This window comes from Nesterenkonia sandarakina (assembly GCF_003003175.1).
Classification (GTDB): domain Bacteria; phylum Actinomycetota; class Actinomycetes; order Actinomycetales; family Micrococcaceae; genus Nesterenkonia; species Nesterenkonia sandarakina_A.
Map to the genome: position 1 here is coordinate 94,935 of NZ_PVTY01000012.1, position 24,419 is coordinate 119,353.

Consider the following 24,419-nt stretch of genomic DNA (forward strand, 5'->3'; position numbering starts at 1 on the left):
TGGGGCAGCAACCGGTGGGGACCGCGTCGAGGTCCGAGGATGAGACGATTGAATCGCGGGACAGGCCTGCTCATCGTCGGCATCGCGGTGGGCGCGGCGGCGCTCCTGTGGTCAGCGCTGGCGCTCGGACATACCTGGACTGCCAGTGAGCCGATGGAGACGTCGCTCTTCGGCGTCTGGACCGTGCCCTACGACACCCAGGCCCCCGAGCTGAGCCTCCTCATGGCGGCCATCGCTCTCGTGCTGGTCATCGTCGCAGCTGTGGCACGCATCGATCGACGCGCGACGAACCGGTCGCGACGCTCCTCGGACCGGAGCGTGACCCCGCTGGCTCCCAAGATCGTGATGGCAGCCACCCGTGGCGTCTTCTCAGGTCCGGTGACGGTTACGGTGCTCATCCCGGCGCACAACGAAGAGGCGCCGCTGCCACTGACCCTTGCGTCGCTGGCGACTCAGTCGCACCGGCCCGCTCGAGTCATAGTCGTGGCCGACAACTGCTCCGACGACACAGTCGAGATCGCGCGAGCCGCCGGCGTCGAGGTGTTTGAGACCGTCGGGAACACCGAGAAGAAGGCCGGCGGTCTCAATCAGATGCTGGTCGAGCTCCTGCCCGGTCAGGGGCCCAATGACATCGTGATGGTGATGGATGCTGACACTCGCCTCGATGCCGGGTTCCTTGAGGCCGGGGTGGCGAGGTTCGAGAACGATCGAGCGCTGATGGCGGTCGGCGGCCTCTTCCAGGGCGAGGAGGGCCATGGGCTGCTCGGACAGTTCCAGCGCAACGAGTACACCCGGTACGCGCGCCAGATCAGACGCCGACGTGGTCGGGTGTTCGTGCTCACGGGCACGGCGTCGATGTTCCACCCCCTCGCACTTCGAACGATCGGGGAGAACCGGGGCAGGACGATCCCGGGCCGTCGGGGCGACGTCTACGACACCGCAGCGCTGACCGAGGACAACGAGCTGACCATCGCGCTCAAGTCGCTCGGCGGATTGATGATCTCTCCTGCGGAGTGCACGGTGGTCACCGAACTGATGCCGGACCTGCGTCTGCTCTGGCGGCAGCGTCTGCGCTGGCAGCGCGGAGCGCTGGAGAACATCGGCGCCTACGGCGTGACCCCGCAGACATTCCGCTACTGGGTTCAGCAGCTGGGCATCGGCTACAGTGCGATCGCACTCAGCTCCTTCCTGCTCCTGGTGCTGGTCACACTGCTCTCGATCGATCGCTGGATCTGTTTCCCCTTCTGGATGGGCGTCGGGCTGATCTTCATGGCCGAACGCGTGATCACGGTGTGGCGCGGCGGATGGCGCGCCCGGCTGCTGGCGCTGACCATCATTCCGGAGCTCCTCTTCGACCTGCTGCTCAACATCGTCTACCTCGAGGGTGTCCTCGACATCACGCTCGGCAGACGCGCTGACTGGGGAAATTCGACGTCGGCGAACCTGAAGCTGGCAGGGAACCACAGCGGAGGAGGCCTGGAACGATGACGACTCATCTCCTGATCGACAGCATCGCGCATCATGGTCTGGTGCTGCCCCCGCTGGTGCTGGAATCCTCCTGGTTCCTGGCACTCGCAGGCTTCGTCGCGATCAACACGGTGATGTTTGTTGCGCTCGCGGTCGCCAAGATGCTGCCGAGGATCTACCTGAGCGACTGGGCTCCAGGCCGTCAGCGCCGATCCGAGACGCGCAGCATCTACCCAGATTCGCCGCCCTGACCGCTGAGGAGCCCTTGGTCAGCGGGATCCCGCACCCGCCGGATCACGACCAGCTCAGTCGTTCTCGTCATCGCGGCCACGTGTGCTCGGATCCCCGCCGGGGAAGCGGCGCCGACGGCGTGGCATCCTCACCGCTGTCGCCTCTGCCGCCACCGGATGCTCAGTCGTATGCCGCTCGTACCATCGGTGGTAGGCGTCGGCCAGCGGTCCCGCGGTGAGGCCGTGGAGGGTGACGCTGAGGGCCACGGTGACGACCACCGTGGTCAGCACGACCTCCCCCTCGGGGACCCCGCGCTCGAGAGCGATGAGCCCGAACACGAGCGAGGCCAGCCCGCGCGGACCGAACCACCCGATGAAGGCCACCGTCGGCCGCTGGACCCCCTGGCCGGCGAAGGCGATCGCGACCGGGATCATCCGGATCAGGGTCAGGCTGAGCGCGGCATAGAGGAGCACCTGCCAGGTGATGTGCGGGATGACCAGGGTGAAGGCGAGCGCTCCGAAACCGATCCAGGTGACAGCGGCGAGGACCCCGCCGGTCTCTTCGGTGAGCGGGGGTAAGGGCTGACGCGCGCGCTCCCGAGACGCCGCTGAAGGCGAGGCCGCCGACGAAGGCGGCGATGAACCCGCTGCCGCCGAGCGTCAGGGCAATCGTGAAGGCGAGCAGGGCAGTCGAGAGGAGCAGGATCTGCCGCCACTCCTGGCTGATCCAGCCCCGGCGATCGGCCAGACTGAACAGAAGTCCCCCCAGGACACCGGCGGCGAGTCCACCGGTGAGCCCCCATCCGATCTGGGTGACCATGTGGCCAACGACCGCCCAGATGAATCTGGTCTGCAGTTCAGCGTTCGCGATCTCGAGCGCGACGAGGAAGAACGGCACCGCGAGGCCGTCATTGAGCCCGCTCTCCACATCCAGCGACTGCCGCACCCGGACCGGCACCGCCGGGCCGGAGACCACCTTGTGACCCAGCGCCGCGTCGGTCGGGGCCAGCATCGTGGCGAGCAGGAACACGGAGGCGAGGGCCATGGCGGAGAAGATGAGCGCCCCGACCCCGACGCCGGCGAGCATCGTGAGTGGCAGCCCGATCAGCAGGAGCCGCTTGGGCCACCCCAGCTCGCGACGCAGGGTGCCGAGGTCGAGCCGCGTGGCATCGCTGAACAGCAGCAGGACCAGCGCCACCTCGGCCACCCGTTCAACGATCGCGGCTTCCACGGAGGTGTCGAGAAGACCGAGCGCGGACCCGCCAGCCAGGAAGCCCGCGACAGTGAGGAACAGGGCAGAGGTGATCCCATGCCGGTCCAGCGGCCTGGAGAAGGCGCTCCAGATGATGATGAGCGCCAGGATCGTCGCTGCAGCCACCATGCGAGTCCCACTCTCGCTCGAGTCTTGCTCTGCTCCGTCGTTCCTTGAGCCTCCCGCGGCGGGAGGATGCCCACGATTCGGCGGAACTAGATTCGGCGGCGACGACCCCGGTTGACCGCGGCACCCACGACGGCGGCCCTCGCGACCGGTGCACGAACAACCCCTACTCTTCCCTGTCTTGTTCGCCTCAGCGGCATGTCATTCCCCTTCTATCTGGGCTTGGTCATCTGCTTCGAGGGACGCGATGATGGCCTGGACAGGGATTCGCCCATTTGCCACCAGTTGACCCCCGGCGCGGCGCGCAGCCGACGCGAAGGGTGCGGCCCACACGTTCTCATAGACGAGCACGCCCGCCACACTGCCTGGATCTATCGCGGCAGTGAGGTTCTCCATGTCCTCCGCGGCGAGCAGCTCGGCAAGCTCGCCCGTGAACACGGATTCTCCTTCAGGGAACTCCACGATCAGGAAGTCGACCGGGCCCAGCCTGTCCAGTGAAGTCTGCGTCATCGCCAGTCCAATCCTCTGGCCCGGTCTCTGCCACCGAGCGTCCGGACCCGAGGCTATCCCCGGCTCGGCCGTTGCGGCAGGGACTAAGGACCCTCGTTCAATCTCACCGAAGAGTTCGCGGGTGGGCGGTCCCTGCTACCGGCGTGTCACCAGCACGTCGAAGAACACCGTCCCATCCGAGCCCTTTCTGAAGGATCCGCTGCAGGAGACCGGCTCACCGTGACCGGTCCGCTTGCCGTAGGTCTTGCTGTACTCCCAGAGGAGCTGGCCAGAGTCGGAGAACAGGGCCGCGTCGAGCGAGCGAATGAACAGCTTCTCACCCGTGGCGACTCCCGCGTCATCGTAGACGAAGGCGATCGCTCCATGGCGTCGCACCTGCAACATCTCGTAGCCACCCTCGCCATCGGGGCACCCGACGGTGATCAGTGGAATGTCCGGTCTCATCGGAACTGCCTGGGCTGTCGTCATGCCCCCTGCGAAGATCCCTGCTGCCAAGAATGCAGCCAGAACGCCTCGACGCACCATCGCGATCACTCCCCCGCACATCACGGACGTCCCACCCGAGCGATGGCGACGTCCTGGCCCGACGCCGGATCCAGTAGCTCTTCAATGCTGGCACTGCGGGGTCGACCATGTCGATGCCTGGCTCCCTGCGGGTGAGTCACGCAGAGTCGAGGAACTCGCAGGGCACACGAGAGAACCCCCAGCACCGAAGCGCTGGGGGTTCTCGTCCTCTTGGCGAGGCAGTCCCTGAGCAAGGTTTTGGGCAAGGTTTCAGCGGCTCACCCACGTACCTCCACCAGCTGCGATATGTCGTCGAGGTCAGTGCAGTGCTCCGACGGGTCAGCGGTCCTGCCTCTGATCCACGACGTCGAAGGCGGCGTCGAGGTCGACGTGCCACTCCACGCCGTCGGCGTCGACGACTTCGACCTCGTAGGTCACACCCCGGTCGTCGCTGGCCTCGACGTCAGTAGCTGTGCCGCTGCCGACAGCCTCAAGCGCGGCCTGCTCAGCGCGTTGGCGATCGCCGGCGGCCGGCACACGGTCGTCGTCGTTGTCGTCGCGGTCGTCAGCCTCACGGGAGACCACGGCGAAGTCGGCGTCTAGGGCGAGGTCCACTTCGCTGCCGTCAGGCAGTCGGACTTCGACCTCATAGGTCACACCCCGGTCGTCGCTGGTCTCGACGTCGGTGACCTGGCCATCGGCGACAGCGTCGGCCACGGCGGCAACGACCTGGTCGCGCTCGGAGCCACGCACGTCGTCGGTCTGGGCGATGGCGGTCCAGGCACCGGCTCCGACAGCCGTCACAGTGACGGCGGCGATGGCGGGGACAAGGACGCGCTTGCTGCGGAGGTTGCTCATGATGATGCCTCATTTCGGTGTCGTGGTCTGTGTTCCACCACCATGCGACACCTACGCTGAAGCCCACCTGAACTCTCCTGAAGGTGGGTTCAGCTGGCCGGCAGCACCACTGTGAACGCCGCGCCGCCGAGCCGGCCGTCGCGGACCGTGACCGTGCCGCCGTGGGCGCGCACGATCTCGGCGACGATCGCGAGTCCGAGCCCGCTGCCTCCGGCGTCGCGGCCCCGCGCCTCGTCGAGCCGCACGAAGCGCTCGAAGACACGTTCGCGGTCCTCAGGTGCCACTCCGCGCCCGTCGTCCTCGACGACGAGCTCCACGGTCCCGTGACGCTCCCGCACCGCCAGGGCGATCTGGTCCTCGGCGTGACGAACGGCATTGTCGACGAGGTTGCGCGCGACCTGCCCGAGCGCGCTGGGGTCGCCGCGGACCCGACCGGGCGCCACGGCGTGTGTGTCGACGCGCAGGCCGGAGCGACGAACGCGGGCGCCTTCGGTGAGCGCGAGGTCGTCGACGTCGACATCTCGAGGCGTCGCTACGAGGGCACCCTCATCGGCCCGGGTCAGCGTCAGCAGCTGTCCGACGAGGCGCTCCATGCGGGCCGACTCCTCGAGAACGGCCTCACCCAGCTCACCCTCGCCCAGCGCACCAGGATGGGCTCGCGCGACCTCGGCGGTCTGCCGGATGCTCGCCAGCGGGGAGCGCAGCTCGTGGGACGCGTCGGCGACAAACTGCTGCTGCCGCTCACGCGCGTGCTGGAGCCGCCCGAGCATGCGGTTCATCGTCTCGGCCAGCCGCTGCACCTCGTCGCGACTGTCGGGCTCGGGCACCCGGCGCTCCAGACTATCGCTGGTGATGCCGTCAACCTCGGCGCGGATCCTTTCGACCGGGGCCAGCGCGCGCCCGGCCATCAGCCAGGTCGTACCACCGACGACGAGCAGCAGCAACGGCAAGCCGAGGACGAGAAGCGGAACCAGCGCGCCGACCGAGTCGTCGACCTCCTCGCGGCTCAGCGCGACAGCGATGACCGAGCCATCCTCCGTGTCGTCCGTCTCGACCAGGTAGGCACTCTCGGCACCGGAGAGCGCGAAGCTCTCGACGTCCTCCACCGGCAGCGCCTCAACGAGCGGCTGGGAGGAGAACCGCACCTGCCCGTCGGGGCCGAGAACCTGCCAGACCTCGTCCTCGGGCTCGGTGTCGGGATCCTCAACGCCGGTCGGGGTGCGTCCGTCATCGACCTCGTCGGCGATCACCGACGCGCGCTGCTCGGCGCTCGTCTCCAGTCCGTCGAGCAGCGAAGACCGCAGCAGCGTCACCAGGGCCATACCCCCGAGCACCAGGGCGACTGCGACGACGGCGACGGCCGCGGTGGTCGTCCGCACCCGTACCGAGGTGAGGCGGCTAGCCACCGTCGCTGCTCAGCCGGTAGCCCGCGCCGCGGACGGTCTGGATCGCCTCGCGGCCGAAGGGGCGGTCGATCTTGTTTCTGAGATGGCGCACGTAGACCTCGACGATGTTGGGGTCGCCCTCGAAGTCGACGTCCCAGACCGCATCCAGGACCTGCAGCTTGGATACCACGTCACCGACGTGACGCATCAGGAACGATAGCAACGAGAACTCCCGGCTGGTCAAGTAGATCTCGCCCTCACCACGCCAGGCTCGGCGCGCCGCCGGGTCGAGCCGCAGGTCGCCAGCCTCCAGGAGGGTGGGCCGCTCCCGCGCGCCCCGACGCGCGACCGCACGCAGCCGAGCAACCAGCACCGGGAAGGAGAACGGCTTCGTGAGGTAGTCATCGGCCCCCGTGTCAAGGCCCTCGACCTGGTCCCACTCACCGTCCTTGGCGGTCAGCATCAGCACCGGCGTCCAGTTCCGCTCGCCGCGCAGAGTCTCGCAGACCTTGTAGCCGTTGATCCCGGGCAGCATCAGGTCGAGCACGATAGCGTCATAGGGGTGCTCCCGCGCCAGCCACAGACCATCGGTGCCGTCGTGAGCCACGTCGACGGCGAACCCCTCGGCCTCCAGCCCTACCCGCAGCGACGACGCTAGTCGCCGCTCGTCGTCGACCACGAGCACTCGCATGCCTGTCCTCTCGCTCAAATGTGCTGTCAGTCTCCCAGAACGCGCTGAATCTGCGCTGAACAGCACCCTCCTGCTTGAACTTGCGACCTCAGAGGCCGACCGCGACCAGCTGTGACATGTCGTCGCGGTCAGTGTAGTGCTGCCGTTTCATGTCCGCGTCGTGCCCGAACAGCGAGGAACTTCGACCTCTACGAGGGTCTCGACGGTGAAGCGACCAAGGCCTAGCCTCGGGCGTTGATCTGGTCAGCACACAAGAAGAGAGGCCCTGCTCCACCGAGCAGGACCTCTCTTGGAAGCTGGGTCATCTAGTGGACTTGGAACGAATTAGACCGGCAACTGCAGCCACGGCGAAGATCGTCAACCAGGCGGCGAGAACCTGACCCCCCGTAAAGGCCAGTTCGTCTGGCCCAAGGAGCATCCACCCGATGAGGAAGATTCCCGGGACTCCTACGAAGACCTGCCAGGTGGTCCAAAACGTGCGTTTCGTTGAGTCTTGCGTCTCAGTCGTGGACATGGCGTTCCTTCCATCGGTCAGGCTGCCAGAGTAGCGAATCGACCTTCATCCGCACTATCGATGCTTACCGAGGCCTGTGAAGAGCTGCCGGAGAGGCTACCGAGACCGATTGCATTGAGCGCAATTCCCACTGCCCGGGGGTTGTTCATGATCCAACGCTGGATGACCTGTGCGCTGGCACCACCGCCTACACAACCAACAACGGCGTTGGCGATCTGCCCGGCGATATGGGCGTCGGAGCTATTCGGGTTGATCGCAGCGAGAGACGAGTATGCTCCCGCTTCACGCAGGAGGACTGCGACGAGAAGATCGCAGCGCTTCGAGGACGGTCGGAAGAGACGGTAGTGCTGCTTGATCGGACACAAGAGCTCAGCCCAACACCACATGTGTGCTGGGGCTGATCTGTGTTCCGGGGCGGCTGTGACCTCGCGGGCGGTTCAGCGATCGAAGGAGTACCCGACTTCTTCGGTCCATGTGGATCGACCCTGCTCGACACCATGTCTGGGCCCGATGATGACCGTCGCGTCCCGAACGCCGTCGATGTGCGGGGTCTCCGCAATGACCTGGATCAATTCAGCTCGGCAGCGGAGCCAGTCGACCACAGCAGCGTCTAGGACACTCGTGCAATGTGGTCTCCCCGCCCCTCCTGCGCAACGTTCTGAGCAGGGCGGCCCTCGTCTGGGCAATAAAAAGGGCCGTTGACTAGAGAATTCCTAGTCAACGACCCTTCACAGTTGCGGGGGCAAGATTTGAACTTGCGACCTCCGGGTTATGAGCCCGGCGAGCTACCGAACTGCTCCACCCCGCGTTGCGACTTGTTTAGTCTACGCACACATTTCCTGAGTGCAAAATCCAGATGAACGCCTCGGAGCGTGATCTCCGACACCCGCCTCCCCGCCCGGGCCACAAGGGTCCGGACGGGGAGATTCTGCGGGTCTCAGATCAGCCTCGAATCGTCACTCTTCCAGGTCAGCCTCGGCCTGCAGGGCATCGTCGATGGCCTGCTGCAGCTGCTCCTGGGCCTCGCCGTAGGCGGCGAAGTCACCGTCGGCGAGTGCATCTTCGGAGTCCTGGAGCGCCTGGCCTGCGCGATCCAGGGCGTCGTTCAGACGCTCCTGAGCGGGACCGGACGGCGCGGTGGGACCTTCGGTCTCCTCGGCCTCGTCCTCGGTGGTGGCCTCTTCCTCAGCGGGAGCCTCGTCCTCGGTGGTGGCGTCATCCTCAGCGGGAGCGTCACCCTCGGGCACGTCGAGCCCGGAGTCCACCGCATCACCGGTGACGCCTGCACCGTCGGCCACGGCAGCACCGGAATCTCCGCCGAAGACCTGGTCGAGCGCCTCGTCGAGGGTGTCAGCGAAGCCGACCTCCTCGCCGTAGGCCACCAGCACCTTCCGCAGCGCCGGGTAGGCGGCTGCGGTGCCGGTGGACTGCACGTAGACCGGCTGGACATACAGGATGCCGCCACCGGCGGGAAGGGTGATCATGTTGCCGTTGATCACCTCGGACGCGCCCTGACGCAGCAGGTTCAGCTCCTGCGAGATCTGCGAGTTGGAGTCGAAGTTCGCCTGAGTCTGGCCTGGGCCAGGAACAGCGGTGTCACGCGGGAGCTCCAGCAGCCGCAGCTGGCCGTAGTCCTCCGCCTTCACGCCGTCCTCGCCCGTGCCGGCGTCACCGGCGGCGGCGAGGAAGCCGTAGAGCACATTGCGCTGCTGCGCGCCCTCAGCGATCTGCGGGATGAACGTTCCGGTCAGCGAGAAGGCTGGCTCCTCCTGGCCCGGCATCTGCAGCGTCATGTAGTACGGCGGCTGAGCCACGGCGTTCTCGTCCTCGGCGGTCGGATCCGAAGGGACGGACCAGGCGTCGTTGTTCTCATAGAACGTGCCTGGATCGGTCACGTGGTATCGGCCGAGCAGCTCGCGCTGGACCCGGAACATGTCCTCGGGGTAGCGGACGTGATCCAGCAGCTCGGCGGACATGTTCTCATAGGGCTGCAGCGCGTCGGGGAACACCTGCTGCCAGGCCCGCAGGATCGGATCCTCGGTGTCCCAGGCGTAGAGCTCCACCGAACCGTCATAGGCATCGACGGTGGCCTTGACCGAGTTGCGGATGTAGTTGACCTGCCCGGTGAGCATCGGGGCTCCCTGGGTCAGCGCATCCGTGGTGGCCTGCTCCAGCTGCTGCTGGGCCGAGTACGGGAAGTTGTTGGAGGTGGTGTAGCCCTCCACGATCCACTTGACTCGGCCGTCTACGATCGCCGGGTAGATGTTCTGGTCTACATCCAGGAACGGTGCGACTTCCTGCACGCGCTCACGCGGTTCACGGTCATAGAGGATCTGCGACTCTTCGTTCATGTCACCGGAGAGAAGGATCTCTGGGGACTGGAACTGGATGGCGTAGACCAGTCGGTTGAACAGGCCGCCGACAGAGGGGCCGCCGTCACCTTCGAAGGTGTATACGGTCTCGGCCTCGGAGTCTGCTGCCGCGGGACGGTCGAGCTCCAGCGGATCAGCACCCTCGGGGGCGCCGACGATCGAGTACTCCGGGGAGTTCTGCCCGAAGTAGATGCGCGGCTCGTAGTCCGCGTCAGAGGCGAGCTCACCGCGGGTGGGGATGCCCTGCAGCGTGAAGCTGGGGCGTCCCTCCGGGGTGACGGTGTTCGCGTTGGCCGCGACCAGTCCGTAGCCGTGGGTGTAGATCAGGTGCCGGTTGACCCAGGAGGCGTCGGTGGGCACGTTCAGCTCGCGGGCCGCGATCACCGTGTCGCGGCGTTCGCCGTCGATCTCGTAGCGGTCGAAGCTCAGCGTCTCGGGGAAGGAGTAGTACTGGCGGAACTGCTGGAACTGTCCGAACGCCGCGGAGACCAGGTTCGGGTCGAGCAGTCGGATGTTCTCGGTGTTGGCAGAGTCCTCCGCCAGCGCGCCCGGAGTCGCCGAGGCATCGGCGTCGTAGCTCTCCTGCTCGATCTCGTGCAGGCCGTAGGCGTAGCGGGTCAGCTCGATGTTGCGCTCGATGTAGGGCGTCTCCAGGGTCCGCTCCGAAGGCTGGACCTGGTATTCCTGCACGAGGAACGGATAGAGGCCGCCACCGATGATCGCCGTGATCAGCAGCATGGCGGATCCGATGATCGAGAAGCGCCAGCGGCCGGTCACGGCGGTGACGATGAAGATCAGAGCGACCAGCACCGCGGCGACGGCGAGGATCGCCTGCGCCGGGATGACCGCGTTGACGTCGGTGTAGAGTGCGCCGGCCCAGGTGCCGGACTGGTTCTGCAGGGTGGCGTAGCGGTCGAGCCACCAGTTCGCGCCCTGGAGCACCAGGAACAGCGCGCCGGTGACGGCGATGTGCCAGCGGGCGGCCTTCTCGACCACGAACTTGCCGTTGGCCTCGATCCGGATGCCGCCGAAGAGGTAGTGGGTCAGGATGCCGGCGATGCCGGCGACCAGGACTGCGGAGATCAGGAAGCCATTGATGAATCCGAGGAAGGGCAGCGTGAAGACGAAGAATCCGAAGTCCATCCCGAACTCGGGATCGGTCATGCCGAAGGGCTGCTGGTTGATGAACAGCAGCACGTTCTCCCAGCTGCCCTGGGCCGCGGTGCCTGCGAAGAGGCCCATCAGCGCGGGCAGACCGATCATGAACAGGCGGCGCATCGAGTTCAGCGTCCGCTGATACCGGATGACCGATTCGTTCATCTGGTTCTGCAGGATCTGAGGGCGGTTCCGGAACGCCAGGAACAGGCTGAGCCAGACCAGGCCCGCCATCAGCAGGAACGCGACCACGAAGATCACACCGCGAGCGATGCGCTCGGTCCAGAAGACATCTTCATATCCCAGCTGGTTGAACCAGAGGATCTCGGCGTAGAAGCCGGAAGATGCCACAAAAATGCCGATCAGCGCGGCGATGATGATGATCGTCAACACCAGTGCTGACGGCCGCCGCGGTCCGGAGCTCCTCGCCGGCCGGTCGGAACCGGACCCGCCGGAGTTGTCGCCGTCGTCCCCGCCCGGACCGGAGCCGAAGAGGCCCCCGCCGAACGGGTTCGCGGACCCGAATCCCTGAGAGAAACTCACGGATAAACCCTCGTCTCTATATATGTGCTTGGATTCTCAACTGTTGCTGGTGGGTCAGCGTGCTGACCCGGCTGGACCGGCGGACCGGTTCAGCTTCCGCAGGGCTCGAGCCCCGCGAGGAAGTCTTGGTCTGAGTCGCGGACCGCCTCGACGATCGCGCGTCCCTCAGAGACGTCGTCGACGGCGTATGTCGCGAGCCCGTCGGGCACCCGCCCGTCGAGCTCGGTGCAGTTCGCCGTCGGGACCAGGAAGTTCTCGATCCCTTGGGAGCGTGCGCCGACGACCTTCTGGGCGATTCCGCCGATGGGCCCGACCGTGCCGTCCGGGTCCACCGTGCCGGTGCCGGCCCAGTTCTCGCCGCCGGTCATGGATTCCTCGGTCATGGAGTCCACGAGGCCGAGAGTGAACATCAGCCCCGCGCTGGGACCGCCTACGCCGTCGAGCTCGATGTCGACATCCACAGGGAAATCGAACTCGTTCTCGAGCATGATTCCCACGTAGTAGTCGCCATCTGCCTCTTGGTAGGTGGGGACCTCGTAGTCGAGTTCCTCACCGTCGCGAAGCACTGTCAATGCTACCGGCTGACCTGCGGCGGTGTTGACTGCGTCACGCAGTCCTTCGAGCCCGGTGATGGAGCTGCCCGCGGCTGCGGTGACCTGATCGCCGGGCTGGAGCTGCTCATCGGTGCCGACCTGGACCGCCTCAGCGGTGAAGTCCACGACGGAGAGCTCCTGGTTGTAGTCGATGCCCAGCTCATTGAGCGCCGCGGCCACCGCGAGATCCTGGGAGCTGGTCATCGCGGCGGTGTTCTGCTGCTGGACCTGCTCGGCGGTGGTGCCCGAGGGGTAGATCAGCTCGTGCGGCTGGATGTCGGTGCCGGAGTTGAACCAGCCGGTCACGGCCTCGGGGACGCGCACCGTGGAGGTCGGCGCCCCCGCCACGAACACCGTGGTCAGGTTCAGCGAGCCCTCGGTGGGATAGGTCTGTTCGCCACTGACGGAGATCACCGCCTGGTCCTCGATCTCACCGATGGTGTTGAACATCGGACCCGGGCTCTCCACCAGGTACGGGCTGGGCAGGGTCAGGCTCAGCAGCCCGATGATGAGCGCTGACGTGCCGGCCACCGCCTGCAGGCCTCTCCGCAGACTCGGCCTCTTCGGTTTCAGGGGGCGCTCAGTCATGATGATCGTCACCCATCATCTCATCTGAGACCAGCGACACAGGAAGATGACGTCAGACCTCCGGGGACTTGCCGTCATAGCCGCCGTCGAGCAGCTTCTGCAGCTCCTCGTCGATCTTCGCGGTCTCTTCCTGCCGTTCCGCGCGGCGCTTCTGGAAGCCGGTGGGATCGTCGAGGTCCTGCTCATCGGGCTGGACGTCGGGGTGACCCCAGACGTCGTCGCGGCCGGACATGCCTTCGGTCTCGCGCAGGTGCGCCCAGAGTGCGGCGGCGTCGCGGAGCCGGCGGGGACGCAGCTCCAGCCCGACCAGCGCGGCGAAGGTGTCCTCCGCCGGTCCCCCGGAGGCGCGACGGCGGTTCATCGTCTCCCGCAGCCGGGACAGCGACTCCAGGTGCTCGGCGGCCTGGGTGACGACGTCGTCCACCCAGCCCTCGACCAGCGCCAGCGTGGTCTCGATGCGCTTGAGCGCGGCCTCCTGCATGGGGGTGCGCTCCTCCGGGAAGAGGCCCTCGCCGAGGATGGAGTTCATCGCCTCGGGGTTGTTGGGGTCCATCTGGCTGGCGGCCTCTTCGATCCGGTTCATGTCGATGTGGATGCCGGCGGCGTACTGGCCGACGGCGTTGAACAGGTCCTGCTCCAGCCAGGGAGCGTTGTTGAACAGGCGCATCCGGGCGGCCTCGCGCAGCGCCAGGTAGAGCAGCACCTCGCGCTTGTCCACGCTGAGGCCCTTGCCGAACTCGCTCACGTTCTTGGGCAGCAGCGCGGTGGTGTTGCCGGCCAGCGGCAGGCCGGTGTCCGAGGAGGAGACGACCTCCTTGGCGAGCTCACCCACGGCCTGGCCCAGCTGCATGCCGAAGGCCATGCCGCCCATGGACTCGATCATGCCGGTGATCTGCTGCGCGCCGGCGCCGCCCATCATGGACTCCAGCTCCGGGGGAAGGCCGGAGCCACCCTCACCGAGCTGGTCCTTGATCGCGGCGGAGAGCGCCTTGGAGACGGACTCGGCCACCGGTTCGGTCAGCCTCTTCCAGGAGTCGAAGGTCTCCTCGACCCACTGCGCGCGGGACCAGGCCTGCCCGATCTGCCCGGCGGTCTCGAAGGTGGTGGCTCCGTCGAGCCACATGTCGGCCAGGCGCAGGGCGTCGTCGATCTCCTTGCGCTCGGCGGCCGAGACGCTGGGGTCATCGCCGGCGGCGGCCTGACGGGCGGCCTGGCGGGCCATGGACCAGTTGACCGGGCCCTTGTCCTCATCGGAGGGGTTCTGCATCGCGGAGAACATGGACTGGACCTGTCCCATGATCTGCTGCATCATCTGCGGGTTCATATCGGCCATGCCGGGGATCTGGGAGGGATCGAACCCGGGAGGGAAGCCGGGGAATCCGCCCTGGTCGCCGGAGCCTGTGGCGCCGGGGGCACCGGGCGTGCCGGTGAAGCCGATGCTGGGGCCGCGCTTGGCGGCGTCGCCCTTGTCGGCGTCGTCGCCGGGGGTCTGCCCGGGCATCTGCCCGCCGAAGAGCTGTTTGAAGAACTCCTCCATGGGGTCACGTGGGTCTTCCCCGTTGCCCTGGTCGTTGTTGCCGGAGTTGTTCTGGCTCATCGGACGCTCCCTGTGGTGATCCTGGTTCGGCCTGAGAGACTCCAGCGTATCCAGCACGGCTCGGTGCTGTCTGCACGAGCGCGGTGAGTTCGCCACAGGATGAAGTCGCGGGTTCTGCGTTGACGCCGGCGTTCCCGCTCTTTACCGGCGTCGTCCGCCATCCCGACATCGGCACGGGTCTTCTCGCCCGATGCTTCACCGGGTCTCCTCCGGGGGGTCACCTGGCGGTGGCGGTGTGCAGCCGGCAGTCGCATTCCGAGTGTGGGGTCACCGGCACCAGGCTGAGCTCCCCGGTGCGCAGGGAGAGCCCGATCATCCGGGAGGCGGTCTGCGGGGTGAACTCACCATCGACCGCCAGCTGGATCTCCCGGGCCAACAGGCTGGCGAGCACCGCGGCGGACTGCGGCTCATCCGAGGGCACCGGGCGGTCCGTGATCTGATCCTGGGCCGCGCCCTGTTCTGCGAGCGCGGTCTGCACGGCTGCGAAGTGCGGGTCGACTGCGGTGCCATGGAGCAGCAGGCACCGGGGGCAGGGTCCATGATCCCGGCTGAGCAGCGGCCCGATCTGCCAGTGGGCAGAGTGCTGGACCACCGGCAGCACCAGCTGGGCCCGGCTGGCCGCGGCAGTGAGGTGCGCCGGAGCGACGGCGCGCTGGGCGAAGATCACCTGGATGTCCACCGGCTCCTGGGGCGGCGCGGCTTGAAGGTGCCGGGGCGCTGCGGCATCAGGAGTGGGCACGGTGTCAGCGGGCCAGGCGTCAGGAGTGGGCGCTGCGCAGACGACGGCCGCCTCGGAGTTCTGCCGCAGACAGGCGCGTCGGACCGCGGCCGCGCGGGTGAGGCCCACCGCCGCGGCGGGGTAGCCGGCGGCCAGGTCGCCCCGATCCACGGGGTGGTCGTCGCGCAGCAGCAGCAGGCCCAGGTGCAGGTCGGTCAGCTGTTCGGCCAGCAGCGCCGCCGGTCGGGGCAGGCCATCGAGAAGCACCGCCGCGAGCTGCCGGCGGGCCCGCACCCGGATGGCCCGGTCGGCGGGCGGGGCGCCGTCGTCGGTCTCGTCCTCGGCGTCGGACTCGGCCTCGGCCTCTGGGCTGGTGGTGCTGTCCGGGTGTTCCCGGAGTCGTCGCAGCGTCTGCTGCGCCGGGCCGATGATCCGGACCGTCTGGTCTCCGGCGCGGAGCTGGACGGTGTGCGCGTCGAGCATGAGCGGCTCCTGCCAGTCCGTGGGTGCCGTCCGCGCCGTCATGGACCTATGGTGCCAAGGTCCTGAGGACTCGGCGGAGTTTTCCACAGTCCTGGGCCGGGCTAGGCTCCTCTGCATGGCGTCGCGGCAGCTTCAGGAGCAGATCACGGTGGATGGCCAGCAGGTGCTGGTGATCCGTTCGGCTCGGCGCACCCGGACGGTGACCGCTGATCAGGTCCAAGGGACGCTGCGGCTGCGGGTCCCGGTCCGGCTGAGTCGTCGAGAGATCGAAGATCACGCCCGGGCCTTCCAGAAGAAGCTCAGTCGCCGCGCCGCCCGGCGGCCGCGCAGCGACGAGGAGCTGCTGGATCGCTCTCGTGCGCTGTCCTCGCGCTACCTGGACGGCATCCCGCAGCCGGAGGCGGTGAGCTGGTCCACCCAGCAGCACCAGCGCTGGGGGTCCACGACGTCGACCACCGGCACCATCCGGCTGTCCGCCCGGCTGCGTGAGATGCCGGCCTGGGTGCAGGACTCGGTGCTCATCCACGAGCTCGCGCATCTGATCGAACCCGGCCACGGGCCGCGCTTCAAGGCGCTCATCGCGAAGTACCCGCGCACCGGAGAGGCCGACGCCTTCCTGGCCGGCGTCAGCTGGGCCGACCACAACGCCGAGCCCCCGGCCAGCCAGCAGGAGTGAGGCTCAGGCTTCCTTGAGGATCTCCCGGAGCCGCTCGCCGTGCTTCTCGAGCTTGCGCTCACCGATGCCGGGGACCTTCAGCAGGGCCTCGTCGGAGGTGGGCCTGCGCTCGGCGATGACCTCCAGCGTGGCGTCGGTGAAGATCACGAAGGCCGGGACCTCGAGCTCCTTGGCGTAGTCGGACCGCCAGGCGCGCAGCTTCTCGAAGAGCGCCTCGTCGTAGCGGGCGGGGCAGCTCTCACACCGGCGCCGCTTGACCTCGGTGCCGTTGGTGAGGATCTTCCCGCAGGTCGAACAGGTGGACGCCTTCTTCTTCCGCGCCGAGGCGTTGGGGCTCAGCCCTCCCCCGGACGGGATGATCTTCCGGCCCGGCTCCTCGATGCCCATCTCCTTGCGCAGCGGGCGCAGGAACCGTGACGGGGTGCGTCGGCCGCGGCCGCCGGTGTGCCGTGAGGCCGCCGAAGACAGGAAGAGGAACTTCCGCGCGCGGGTGATCCCCACGTAGAACAGCCGGCGCTCCTCGTCGACCTCTTTCTGGGTCTTCGCGAAGGTGATCGGCATCAGGCCTTCGGAGAGTCCGGCGAGGAACACCGCCTCCCATTCCAGACCCTTGGCGGAGTGCAGCGAGGCCAGCGTGACGCCCTCCACGGTGGGGGCGTGCTGCGCGGCGGAGCGTTCCTCCAGCTCGGTGATGAAGCTGCGCATGGTGAAGTCTTCGCGCTCGGTGGAGAGCTGGTCCGCCAGGGCGACCAGCGCCGCCATGGACTCCCAGCGTTCGCGGACCGCGCCGGTGGCCTCGGGGGCCTTCGCGGAGTAGCCGTGGGAGGAGAGGATGTCGCGCACGCTCTTGGAGACCGTGTCTCCGGCGTCGTCGACCAGCGACGAGGTGCGCAGCGCGGCGAGCGCCTCGCGGACCTCGCGGCGGGAGAAGAACCGTTCGGAGCCGCGCAGCTGGTAGGAGATCCCGGCGGTGGCCAGGCTCTGCTCGAAGGCCTGGGACTGTCCGTTGGTGCGGTAGAGGATCGCCACCTCCGAGAGCGGGACCCCCTGGTCCTGCAGCGCCTTGATCTCGGAGGCGATCCAGCCGGCCTCGGTGTCGTCATCCGCGTGCTGGATCAGCTTCGGGATCGGTCCGCGCTCGCGCTGGGAGATCAGCTGCAGCGGCTCGGGCCAGGGCGCCGGGTCGTTGAGCTTCACGGACTCCCGGGTGCGGTCGGCCAGCAGCGAGTTCGCCAGCTTCACCACCTCCGGGGTGGAGCGGTAGTCCCGGACCAGCTTCACCAGGTTCGCCTCCGGGTGGCGGCGCTTGAAGCCGAGCAGGTAGTCCGGGGTGGCGCCGGTGAAGGAGTAGATGGTCTGGGCGGCATCGCCGACGACGCAGATCTCGTCGCGTCCGCCGAGCCAGAGGTCGAGCATCCGCTGCTGCAGCGGGGAGACGTCCTGGTACTCGTCGACCACGAAGTGGCGGTACTGCTGACGCACCTGGGCGGCCACCCGCTCGTCGTCCTCGAGGATGCCGACGTTGAGCAGCAGCACGTCCTCGAAGTCGATGAGGTGCTTGTCCAGCTTCACGTCCTCGTAGGACTGGTACAGCTTCGCGAAGGTGCGGTGGTCCACTCCCCCGGGCGCGGGCCGGCCGGCGCCTTCGGCGGTGGCGACCTCGAGGTAGGACTCCGGGGTCAGCGTGGAGACCTTCGCCCATTCGATCTCGCTGGCCAGGTCGCGCAGCGCGGCCCGGTCGGTGGTCACATGCAGCCGGCGTGCGGCCTCGGCGAGCAGCCGGACCTTGTGGTCGAGGATCTGCGGCATGGTCCCGCCGATCGCCACCGGCCAGAAGTACTGCAGCTGGCGCAGCGCGGCGGCATGGAAGGTGCGAGCCTGGACCCCGGGGGCGCCCAGCGCGCTGAGCCGGGAGCGCATCTCGGCGGCGGCGCGGGCGGTGAAGGTCACGGCGAGCAGCCGGTGCGGGTCATAGACCCCGGCGCGGACCCCGTAGGCGATCCGGTGCGTGATCGCGCGGGTCTTGCCGGTCCCGGCGCCGGCGAGGATGCACAGCGGGCCTTTCAGCGTGGAGGCTGCCAGGCGCTGCTCCTCGTCGAGACCGTCGAGGATCGCCTCGGGCGGGGCGGCGGCCAGCTGGGTCGCTGACATGGAGTGTCCGGTCGAGGAGCTGGAGGTGAAGGCGGGCTGACTCATCGAGGCTGCTGTCCTCGCTGACCGGGCCGATCGTCGGCGGCACCGTTGGCTGCGCCGTCAGCTGCGCCATTCGCGGCGGAGGCCGGGCGCGGCTTGGCGTCGGAGACCGCGTCGATCATGGAGCCGCGCCAGCGTTCGATCAGCGCCCGGGAGATCGAGGAGCGGGTGGGCAGGCTGACCTCTCCGGACTCGGCCGCCGCGGCAAGCTCGGCGCGGGTGAACCAGCAGACGTCGCGGATCTCGTCACCGTCGGGCCGGGCCATGGAGGGATCCTGGGTCACGGCGAAGTGCCCGAGCATCAGCGAGCGCGGGAACGGCCAGGACTGTGACCCCATATAGCGGATATCTGAGACGACGACGCCAACCTCCTCCTCGATCTCCCGGGCAAGTGCGGCTTCCACCGACTCCCCGGCCTCGACGAAGCCGGCGAAGGTGGAGTAGCGACTGGTCTCCCAGCGGTACGCCGAGCCGAGCAGGAGCCGGTCCTCGGTGTCCAGCACCGCGGTGATCACGGCCGGGTCGGTGCGCGGGAAGGTCTGCGTGCCGCAGCTGGGGCAGGTGCGGCGCCAGCCGGAGACCTCCACCTCGGTGGCCGTCCCGCAGGAGGCGCAGAACGGGGTGCGGGCATGCCAGGCGGTGATCGCCAGCGCCTGGGTGAGCAGGGCGGCGTCGAGCGGGGTCAGCTGGGATCCGGCGAAGGCCAGATCCGCCCAGGTGGTGCCGGTGGTCCCGGCGGCGGGCTGCTCATCGGCGGGTTTCGGGTGCGCGACCGTGACCACATGCACCGGCGCGGCCACGCCGGGCTCCGCGGTGGCGGCAGCATCGGGCAGCTCGGCCGGATCCACGGCGCCGAGCGCCACGGCACCCTCGGGCAGCGGCCCGGAGGCGGCTTCATAGTCCAGCCGGTTTCCGCTGAGCCGGGCGCGGCGGCCGTAGAGACGCAGCACCCGGGTGCCGGGGGTGGACCAGATCTCGCGTAGCCACTCGGGGCGCTTGCGGTCGGCGTCGCGGCGGTCGATCCGGGCCCCGTCCTGGGGCAGTACGAGCAGGCCGTCAGCAGGGTCCCGGAGGTGCGTATGCATACCCTCCACCGTACCGGGCTCGCAGACCCTCGGGAGCACCCGCAGAACCGATGTGGAGAGTGAGCATCACCGCATCGGTGGCGCGCCTGGGATCCGAATCTGATGCCAATCCCGGGTGAATTCAGCAATTCCGCGTGGCCCGGCACCGGGTAAGGGCTCTGACCCCATACGCTTGTCCTCGTGCGATGGACATCGATGGAACTTGCGGCCCTGGCGACCGCGGCAGTGCCGGGGCTTTCCCCCACCGGCGTGGCTGCGGCCGCTGATGACGCCCGCGACTTCACGTCCGCCGTCGTCATCGACTCCGAAGGCCACCGCTGGAGGATCAGGTCTCCCCAGCACCAGGAAGCAGCCATGCGCCTGGAGACCGAGCTGCAGGTGCTGCGCGGCTTCTCCACCGGCATCCGCGCCGAGCTGCCCTTCCGGGTCCCCTCCGTCGCCGGCGCCGTGCGCCGCGGCGAGATGCGCACCTTCGTCTACAACCACCTGCCCGGCACCTCGCTGGAGCTCAGCGAGCTCGCCCAGCAGTCCCCCACGGTCATCGAAGACATCGGGCGCACCATCGCGGCGATCCACGACCTTGACGAGGCCGTGGTGGACAACGCCGACCTGCCTCGATATTCCGCGGAGCGGTACCGCCAGCGCCGGCTCAACGAGCTCGACCAGGCTGCCACCACCGGGGAGATCCCGGCCCTGCTGCTGCGCCGCTGGGAACACGCCATGGAGGACCGCGACCTCTGGCGCTTCACGCCTGCGGTCACGCACGGGGATCTGCATGAGGATTCGCTGCTGATCGAGGGCGAGCGCGTCATGGCGGTCACCGGCTGGACCGATCTGCACAGCGGAGACCCGGCGGATGACTTCGCCTGGCTCACCGCCGCCGGTGACGCCGAGTTCACCGAGAAGGTCCTCGCGGCCTACCGCCGGCACCGCACCGGCGCGGTCGACGAGCACCTGATGCGCCGTGCCGCGCTGACCGCCGAATTCGCTCTGGCTCAGTGGCTGGTCCGTGGGCACGCCAGCGAGAACCCGGAGATGATCGCGGAGGCGAAGGGTCTCCTGGAGCAGCTCAAGACAGACATCGAGACCTACGGCGGGCAGCCGATCGCACTGACTCCGGCCGAGGGCGACGAGCCTGTCGCGCCCGCCGAGGTCCAGGATTCCCGTCCGGTGGCCCGGGCCGGCGCCGCGGCGACAGTGGCTGACACCGGCGAGTGGGCGGAGTCCGGCGAGGACGACGACGAGCCCGCCGTGATCACCGATGCGGCAGCTGCGGGGATCAGCAACCACGAGGACGTCTCCGACTATCCCGGCGCCACCTATCCCGGTGCCACCGAGGATCCACACGCCACCGGCAAGGTTCCGGCGTTCGGACCGCGCCCGCTGCCCGGCGACGAGCCCACCGGTGCGATCCCGGTGATCACCGATGAGACACCTGTCCCGGAGCGGCTTCCGGAGCAGATCTTCGAGGAAGAGGACGAGGGCGATCTCCCGATCCACCCGGATGCCGCCTCGGAACGTCGCGCGAAGGAGAAGCACTTCTTCCCCAGCGTCGGCTCGGCCAGCTCGGCCGCTTCCACTGGTTCTGCCTCCTCGGCCCAGTCGGCACGCTCAGCCCAGTCGGCACACTCAGCCCAGTCAGCCCAGTCAGCGTCTTCGGCGCAGCCGGAAGCGCCGGTGGTTGATGACTATCCGGAGCCCGTGGACGCGCCAGCCTCGACCGAGTCTCCTGCTTCGGTGGACACCCCTGGTTCAGCAGATTCCCCGGACTCGGCGGAATCCCAGGAGTCTGCCGACTCGACCCCCTCCGCGGAGACGGACGAGAGCGGCGACGAGTCGATCTATCAGCGGCACCCGGGCCTGCGCCCGCCGACCGCCTGAATCTCCTGGTCCGGCCTCCTCACCGCCGAGGAGCCGCATGCCCAGGCCGCCTCCATCAGGGCCCTCAACGTCGAGGTGCTGCGCAGGTGCGGGAATGATCCCCGCCGTCGCGCAGTTGTCGGGTGAGTGTCTTCTCCCGGCTTCCCGGAATTGGCAGGCTTCACCCGCGCTCTGACAGGTGCACCCTTCCCTTGACCGGCTGCAGCACAGGATGACGATATGACCACGGCGGAACAGACCTCAGCGAACGCGTCCACCCCGGGCGCAGCCCCCTCGGGACCCAAGTACACCCGCAGACAGGTGGCGCTGGCCATCGTCGCGCTGTCCATCGGCGGGTTCGCCGTCGGTGTCACCGAGTTCGCGATCATGGGGCTCCAGCTCGAGGCCGTGGCCGATCTCGGCATCACCATCCCGCAGGCGGGCATGCTGATCAGCGCCTACGCAATCGGCGTGGTGGTCGGAGCGCCGGTGCTCTCAATTCTGGGCGCCAAGCGGGAGCGCAAGTCCTATGCTCTGCTTCTGCTGGGCGTCTTCGTCCTCGGGCACGTGCTGAGCTTCTTCGCGCCGAACTACGAGACCATGCTGATCGCCCGGTTCCTCTCCGGGCTCCCCCACGGCGCCTACTTCGCCGTGGCGGCGCTGATGGCGGCCGAGATGGCGGGCCCGGCCAAGCGCAGCCGCGCGATCGCCGTCGTCCTGGGTGGTCTGGCGATCTCGAACGTGCTGGGCGTGCCGGTCGTGACCGCGCTGGGCCAGCAGTTCGGCTGGCGCTGGATGTTCATCTCGGTGATCGTGCTCGCGCTGATCACGATGGCCGCCGTGGCCCGGTACGCGCCCCGGCAGATGCCCCCGGCCAAGGCCACGATGCGGTCTGAGATCAAGGGGCTGAAGAACAAGCGGCTCTGGGTGGGCATCATGCTCGCCGTGGTCGGTTTCTCCGGCATGTTCGCGCTGTATTCCTATATCGCCCCGGTCAGCACCGAGGTCACCGGCTTCCCGGAGAGTGCGCTGCCCTGGGTGGTCGGGCTCTTCGGCGCCGGCATGGTGGTCGGCAACTTTGTCGGCGGCTGGGCGGCGGACAAGTCGGTGCTGGGCACCGTAGTGGTCGCCATGGCACTCGTCGCGGTGTTCATGGTGCTCTTCGCGTCCACGGCACACATCCCGGCGCTGATGCTGATCTTCCTCTTCCTGGTCGGCGTCTCGGCCAGCGCGCTGGGCCCGTCGATGCAGACCCACCTGATCGACACCGCTCCGGACGCGCCGCAGCTGGCGGCCTCGCTGCACCACTCCGCGTTCAACGCCGCCAACGCCCTGGGCGCCCTGGTGGGCGGCCAGGTGATCGCCGCCGAGATGGGCCTGCGCGCCCCGAGCTACGTCGGCGCCGGCGCGGCTGTGCTCGGTGTGGGCGTGGCGCTCTACGCGATCCACCTGACCCGAAAGATGAAGGCCCCGCGCACCGCGATCTGATCGCTTCACGCTGCTGCAGGGCGCTGTCCCGGGTCAGTAAGGTATTGGCATGAGCTCCCCCACCACGTTCTCCACCACCGCCGACGTCGCCGCGGACAGCTTCGCAGGACAGCTGCGGCTGGCTACGGCCGAAGAGTGGGATGCCTCGGTGCATCACCAATTCGTTGACGAGCTGTTTGCGGGGACGCTCAGCGATGAGGTGCTGGCCCGCTACTTGATGCAGGACTATCAGTTCTTCGATGCCTTCGTGGCGATGCTGGGCGCCTGCGTGGCCACCACCGATTCCAAGCCAGCTCGGCTGCGCTTCGCCGCGCAGCTCGGCATGCTCGCCGCCGATGAGGACGGGTACTTCCAGCAGAGCTTTGCCGAGCTCGGCGTGCCCGCTTCGGATGTGGCCGACCCGGAGCTTGCCGCTCCCACGGCAGAGTTCATCGGGCAGATGTGGGAGGTGGCGGGGTCCAGGGACTACGCGGACCTGCTGGTGGTGCTGGTGATCGCGGAGTGGCTGTACCTGGACTGGGGCCAGCGCGACCTGCCCCTGCCCGAGGCGGCGAAACACCGGGGCTGGATCGACCTGCACCGCGGCGAGGACTTCCGGGCATGGACCCAGTTCCTGATCGATGAGCTCAACCGGGTGGCTCCGCCGCTGAAGTCCGACGACGGCGCGAGGTTGTCCGCACGGTGGAAGCGGGTTGTCGCGAACGAACGGGCTTTCTTTGATGCGGCGTACGAAGTAGTCATACTTTGACTAAGAGTGCCGGGCCCGCTCTGCCCACGACCAGCCACTTGTCGTCAGGCGCGGAAGCCCTCCTTCTCGGCCTTCTTCAGAAGTGATGACAGGACCTTACCCTGGGATTCCGTCACATAGTTCTTGGTGACCATGGCACGCAGTACGCCGGTTTCTTTCTCGGACAGCGCGAAGTTCTGACCGGTGAACTCTTTAAGTGCAGGCCAAGTCTTCGGATCAACCTTGAAAAGGTCGAAGTAACCCAGCAACTTCGACTCTTCGACCCGCTCCTCCTTGGCCGCCGCAATCTCTACCGCGCGTTCCGCATCTGAGACGACCACGTCCTCTGCGGTTTCAAAGTACTCAAGAGGAGTATCGCGGAAGCTCGTCCAGCAGAGGTCCTGCTTGGCCCACTGCGTGACGTTTTCCTGAGGCCTGTCGGCGCGCGTGAGATGCTCGTGAGTATTCGAAGGGTTGGGAGCCACCCAATATTGCCTTTCGGAGCCACCAGTATTGCCGTTGAGAGCCAGTGACCGCCCGTGTGGGAGCCACTGGCCCTCAACGTCGTTTCTAGAGACCGTTCATGGCGGTGTGTTCGCGCATGTTGTAGCTGCCGGTCTCGACCCAGATGGTGTTGTGCACGATGCGGTCCATGATCGCATCAGCATGGACTCCAGAGCCGAGCCGCTGGTGCCAGTCCTTCTGAGCGTACTGGGTGCAGAACACCGTCGAGGTGTTGCCGTAGCGGCGCTCCAAGAGCTCCAGCAACATGCTGCGCACCCTCTCGTCCGGGTGATCCAGGAG

Annotated in this window: 19 protein-coding genes, 1 tRNA gene and 2 pseudogenes; 6 read left to right on the plus strand and 16 right to left on the minus strand. The window is 67.8% G+C overall.

Annotated elements, in window-relative coordinates; translation table 11 throughout:
- Window positions 1–48 precede the first annotated feature (48 nt).
- Entirely contained in the window at window positions 49–1,488 is a 1,440-nt protein-coding gene (locus tag BCL67_RS10965) for a glycosyltransferase family 2 protein (RefSeq protein ID WP_258174978.1), read from the plus strand.
- Entirely contained in the window at window positions 1,485–1,718 is a 234-nt protein-coding gene (locus tag BCL67_RS10970; protein ID WP_106123476.1) for a hypothetical protein, read from the plus strand. Before BCL67_RS10965 ends, BCL67_RS10970 begins: the two co-directional genes overlap by 4 nt.
- A gap of 54 nt (window positions 1,719–1,772) precedes the next feature.
- Here the strand turns inward: BCL67_RS10970 and BCL67_RS15505 are convergent.
- From BCL67_RS15505 to BCL67_RS11035, 12 genes and pseudogenes are all read right to left on the minus strand, one after another.
- Window positions 1,773–2,252 (minus strand): annotated as a pseudogene (locus BCL67_RS15505) (cation:proton antiporter domain-containing protein); the annotation flags it as partial.
- A gap of 103 nt (window positions 2,253–2,355) precedes the next feature.
- Window positions 2,356–3,078: pseudogene (locus BCL67_RS15990) on the minus strand (cation:proton antiporter domain-containing protein); the annotation flags it as partial.
- A gap of 198 nt (window positions 3,079–3,276) precedes the next feature.
- Window positions 3,277–3,585, minus strand: coding sequence for a hypothetical protein (locus tag BCL67_RS10985; protein WP_106123479.1), 309 nt, complete (start codon window positions 3,583–3,585; stop codon window positions 3,277–3,279).
- A gap of 135 nt (window positions 3,586–3,720) precedes the next feature.
- Entirely contained in the window at window positions 3,721–4,053 is a 333-nt protein-coding gene (locus tag BCL67_RS10990; protein WP_146131140.1) for a hypothetical protein, read from the minus strand.
- A gap of 375 nt (window positions 4,054–4,428) precedes the next feature.
- Window positions 4,429–4,947, minus strand: coding sequence for a PepSY domain-containing protein (locus BCL67_RS10995; protein ID WP_106123481.1), 519 nt, complete (start codon window positions 4,945–4,947; stop codon window positions 4,429–4,431).
- 89 nt (window positions 4,948–5,036) lie between these two features.
- Window positions 5,037–6,353, minus strand: coding sequence for a sensor histidine kinase (locus BCL67_RS11000; RefSeq protein WP_219886493.1), 1,317 nt, complete (start codon window positions 6,351–6,353; stop codon window positions 5,037–5,039).
- A complete protein-coding gene (locus tag BCL67_RS11005; protein WP_106123482.1) occupies window positions 6,346–7,023 on the minus strand; it encodes a response regulator transcription factor in 678 nt (225 codons plus the stop codon). The genes BCL67_RS11000 and BCL67_RS11005 overlap by 8 nt, the downstream gene beginning before the upstream one ends.
- Before the next feature lie 1,248 nt (window positions 7,024–8,271).
- Window positions 8,272–8,345: transfer RNA gene (locus BCL67_RS11015), tRNA-Met, on the minus strand.
- Between the two features lie 148 nt (window positions 8,346–8,493).
- Window positions 8,494–11,607 carry a UPF0182 family membrane protein gene (locus tag BCL67_RS11020; protein WP_106123484.1) on the minus strand — a complete coding sequence of 1,038 codons (3,114 nt, stop codon included), beginning with the start codon at window positions 11,605–11,607 and terminating at the stop codon, window positions 8,494–8,496.
- An 89-nt stretch (window positions 11,608–11,696) separates the two neighbouring features.
- Entirely contained in the window at window positions 11,697–12,731 is a 1,035-nt protein-coding gene (locus BCL67_RS11025; RefSeq protein WP_258174979.1) for a YlbL family protein, read from the minus strand.
- A 109-nt stretch (window positions 12,732–12,840) separates the two neighbouring features.
- Window positions 12,841–14,385: a zinc-dependent metalloprotease gene (locus BCL67_RS11030; protein WP_106123485.1), complete on the minus strand. Its 1,545-nt coding sequence runs from the start codon at window positions 14,383–14,385 to the stop codon at window positions 12,841–12,843.
- Between the two features lie 217 nt (window positions 14,386–14,602).
- On the minus strand, window positions 14,603–15,628 hold the full coding sequence (locus BCL67_RS11035; protein ID WP_146131141.1) for a hypothetical protein: 1,026 nt from the start codon (window positions 15,626–15,628) through the stop codon (window positions 14,603–14,605).
- Window positions 15,629–15,701: 73 nt separating this feature from the next.
- Between BCL67_RS11035 and BCL67_RS11040 the strand changes: the two genes are divergently transcribed.
- Entirely contained in the window at window positions 15,702–16,262 is a 561-nt protein-coding gene (locus BCL67_RS11040; RefSeq protein ID WP_106123487.1) for a M48 metallopeptidase family protein, read from the plus strand.
- Window positions 16,263–16,265: 3 nt separating this feature from the next.
- Here the strand turns inward: BCL67_RS11040 and BCL67_RS11045 are convergent, their stop codons facing one another.
- Both BCL67_RS11045 and nudC read right to left on the minus strand, forming a co-directional pair.
- Window positions 16,266–18,413 carry an ATP-dependent DNA helicase UvrD2 gene (locus BCL67_RS11045; RefSeq protein ID WP_106123505.1) on the minus strand — a complete coding sequence of 716 codons (2,148 nt, stop codon included), beginning with the start codon at window positions 18,411–18,413 and terminating at the stop codon, window positions 16,266–16,268.
- A gap of 41 nt (window positions 18,414–18,454) precedes the next feature.
- Window positions 18,455–19,540 (minus strand): NAD(+) diphosphatase, encoded by a 1,086-nt coding sequence (gene nudC, locus BCL67_RS11050; protein WP_106123488.1) that lies wholly within the window; start codon window positions 19,538–19,540, stop codon window positions 18,455–18,457.
- A gap of 180 nt (window positions 19,541–19,720) precedes the next feature.
- On the opposite strand from nudC, the gene BCL67_RS11055 reads away from it, so the two are divergent.
- The 3 genes from BCL67_RS11055 (at window position 19,721) to BCL67_RS11065 (ending at window position 23,636) form a co-directional block, all read left to right on the plus strand.
- A complete protein-coding gene (locus BCL67_RS11055; RefSeq protein ID WP_106123489.1) occupies window positions 19,721–21,421 on the plus strand; it encodes a phosphotransferase in 1,701 nt (566 codons plus the stop codon).
- A gap of 219 nt (window positions 21,422–21,640) precedes the next feature.
- A complete protein-coding gene (locus tag BCL67_RS11060) occupies window positions 21,641–22,888 on the plus strand; it encodes an MFS transporter (protein WP_106123490.1) in 1,248 nt (415 codons plus the stop codon).
- 49 nt (window positions 22,889–22,937) lie between these two features.
- The gene (locus tag BCL67_RS11065) at window positions 22,938–23,636 is read left to right on the plus strand and encodes a TenA family protein (RefSeq protein ID WP_106123491.1); all 699 of its coding nucleotides are present in this window, start codon (window positions 22,938–22,940) and stop codon (window positions 23,634–23,636) included.
- 44 nt (window positions 23,637–23,680) lie between these two features.
- On the opposite strand, the gene BCL67_RS11070 is transcribed toward BCL67_RS11065, so the two are convergent.
- Complete coding sequence (locus BCL67_RS11070) at window positions 23,681–24,100, minus strand: hypothetical protein (RefSeq protein ID WP_106123492.1); 420 nt, start codon at window positions 24,098–24,100, stop codon at window positions 23,681–23,683.
- Between the two features lie 85 nt (window positions 24,101–24,185).
- Window positions 24,186–24,419 (minus strand): ATP-binding protein (locus BCL67_RS11075; RefSeq protein ID WP_181255983.1); only part of this gene is annotated, 234 nt, incomplete at its 5' end.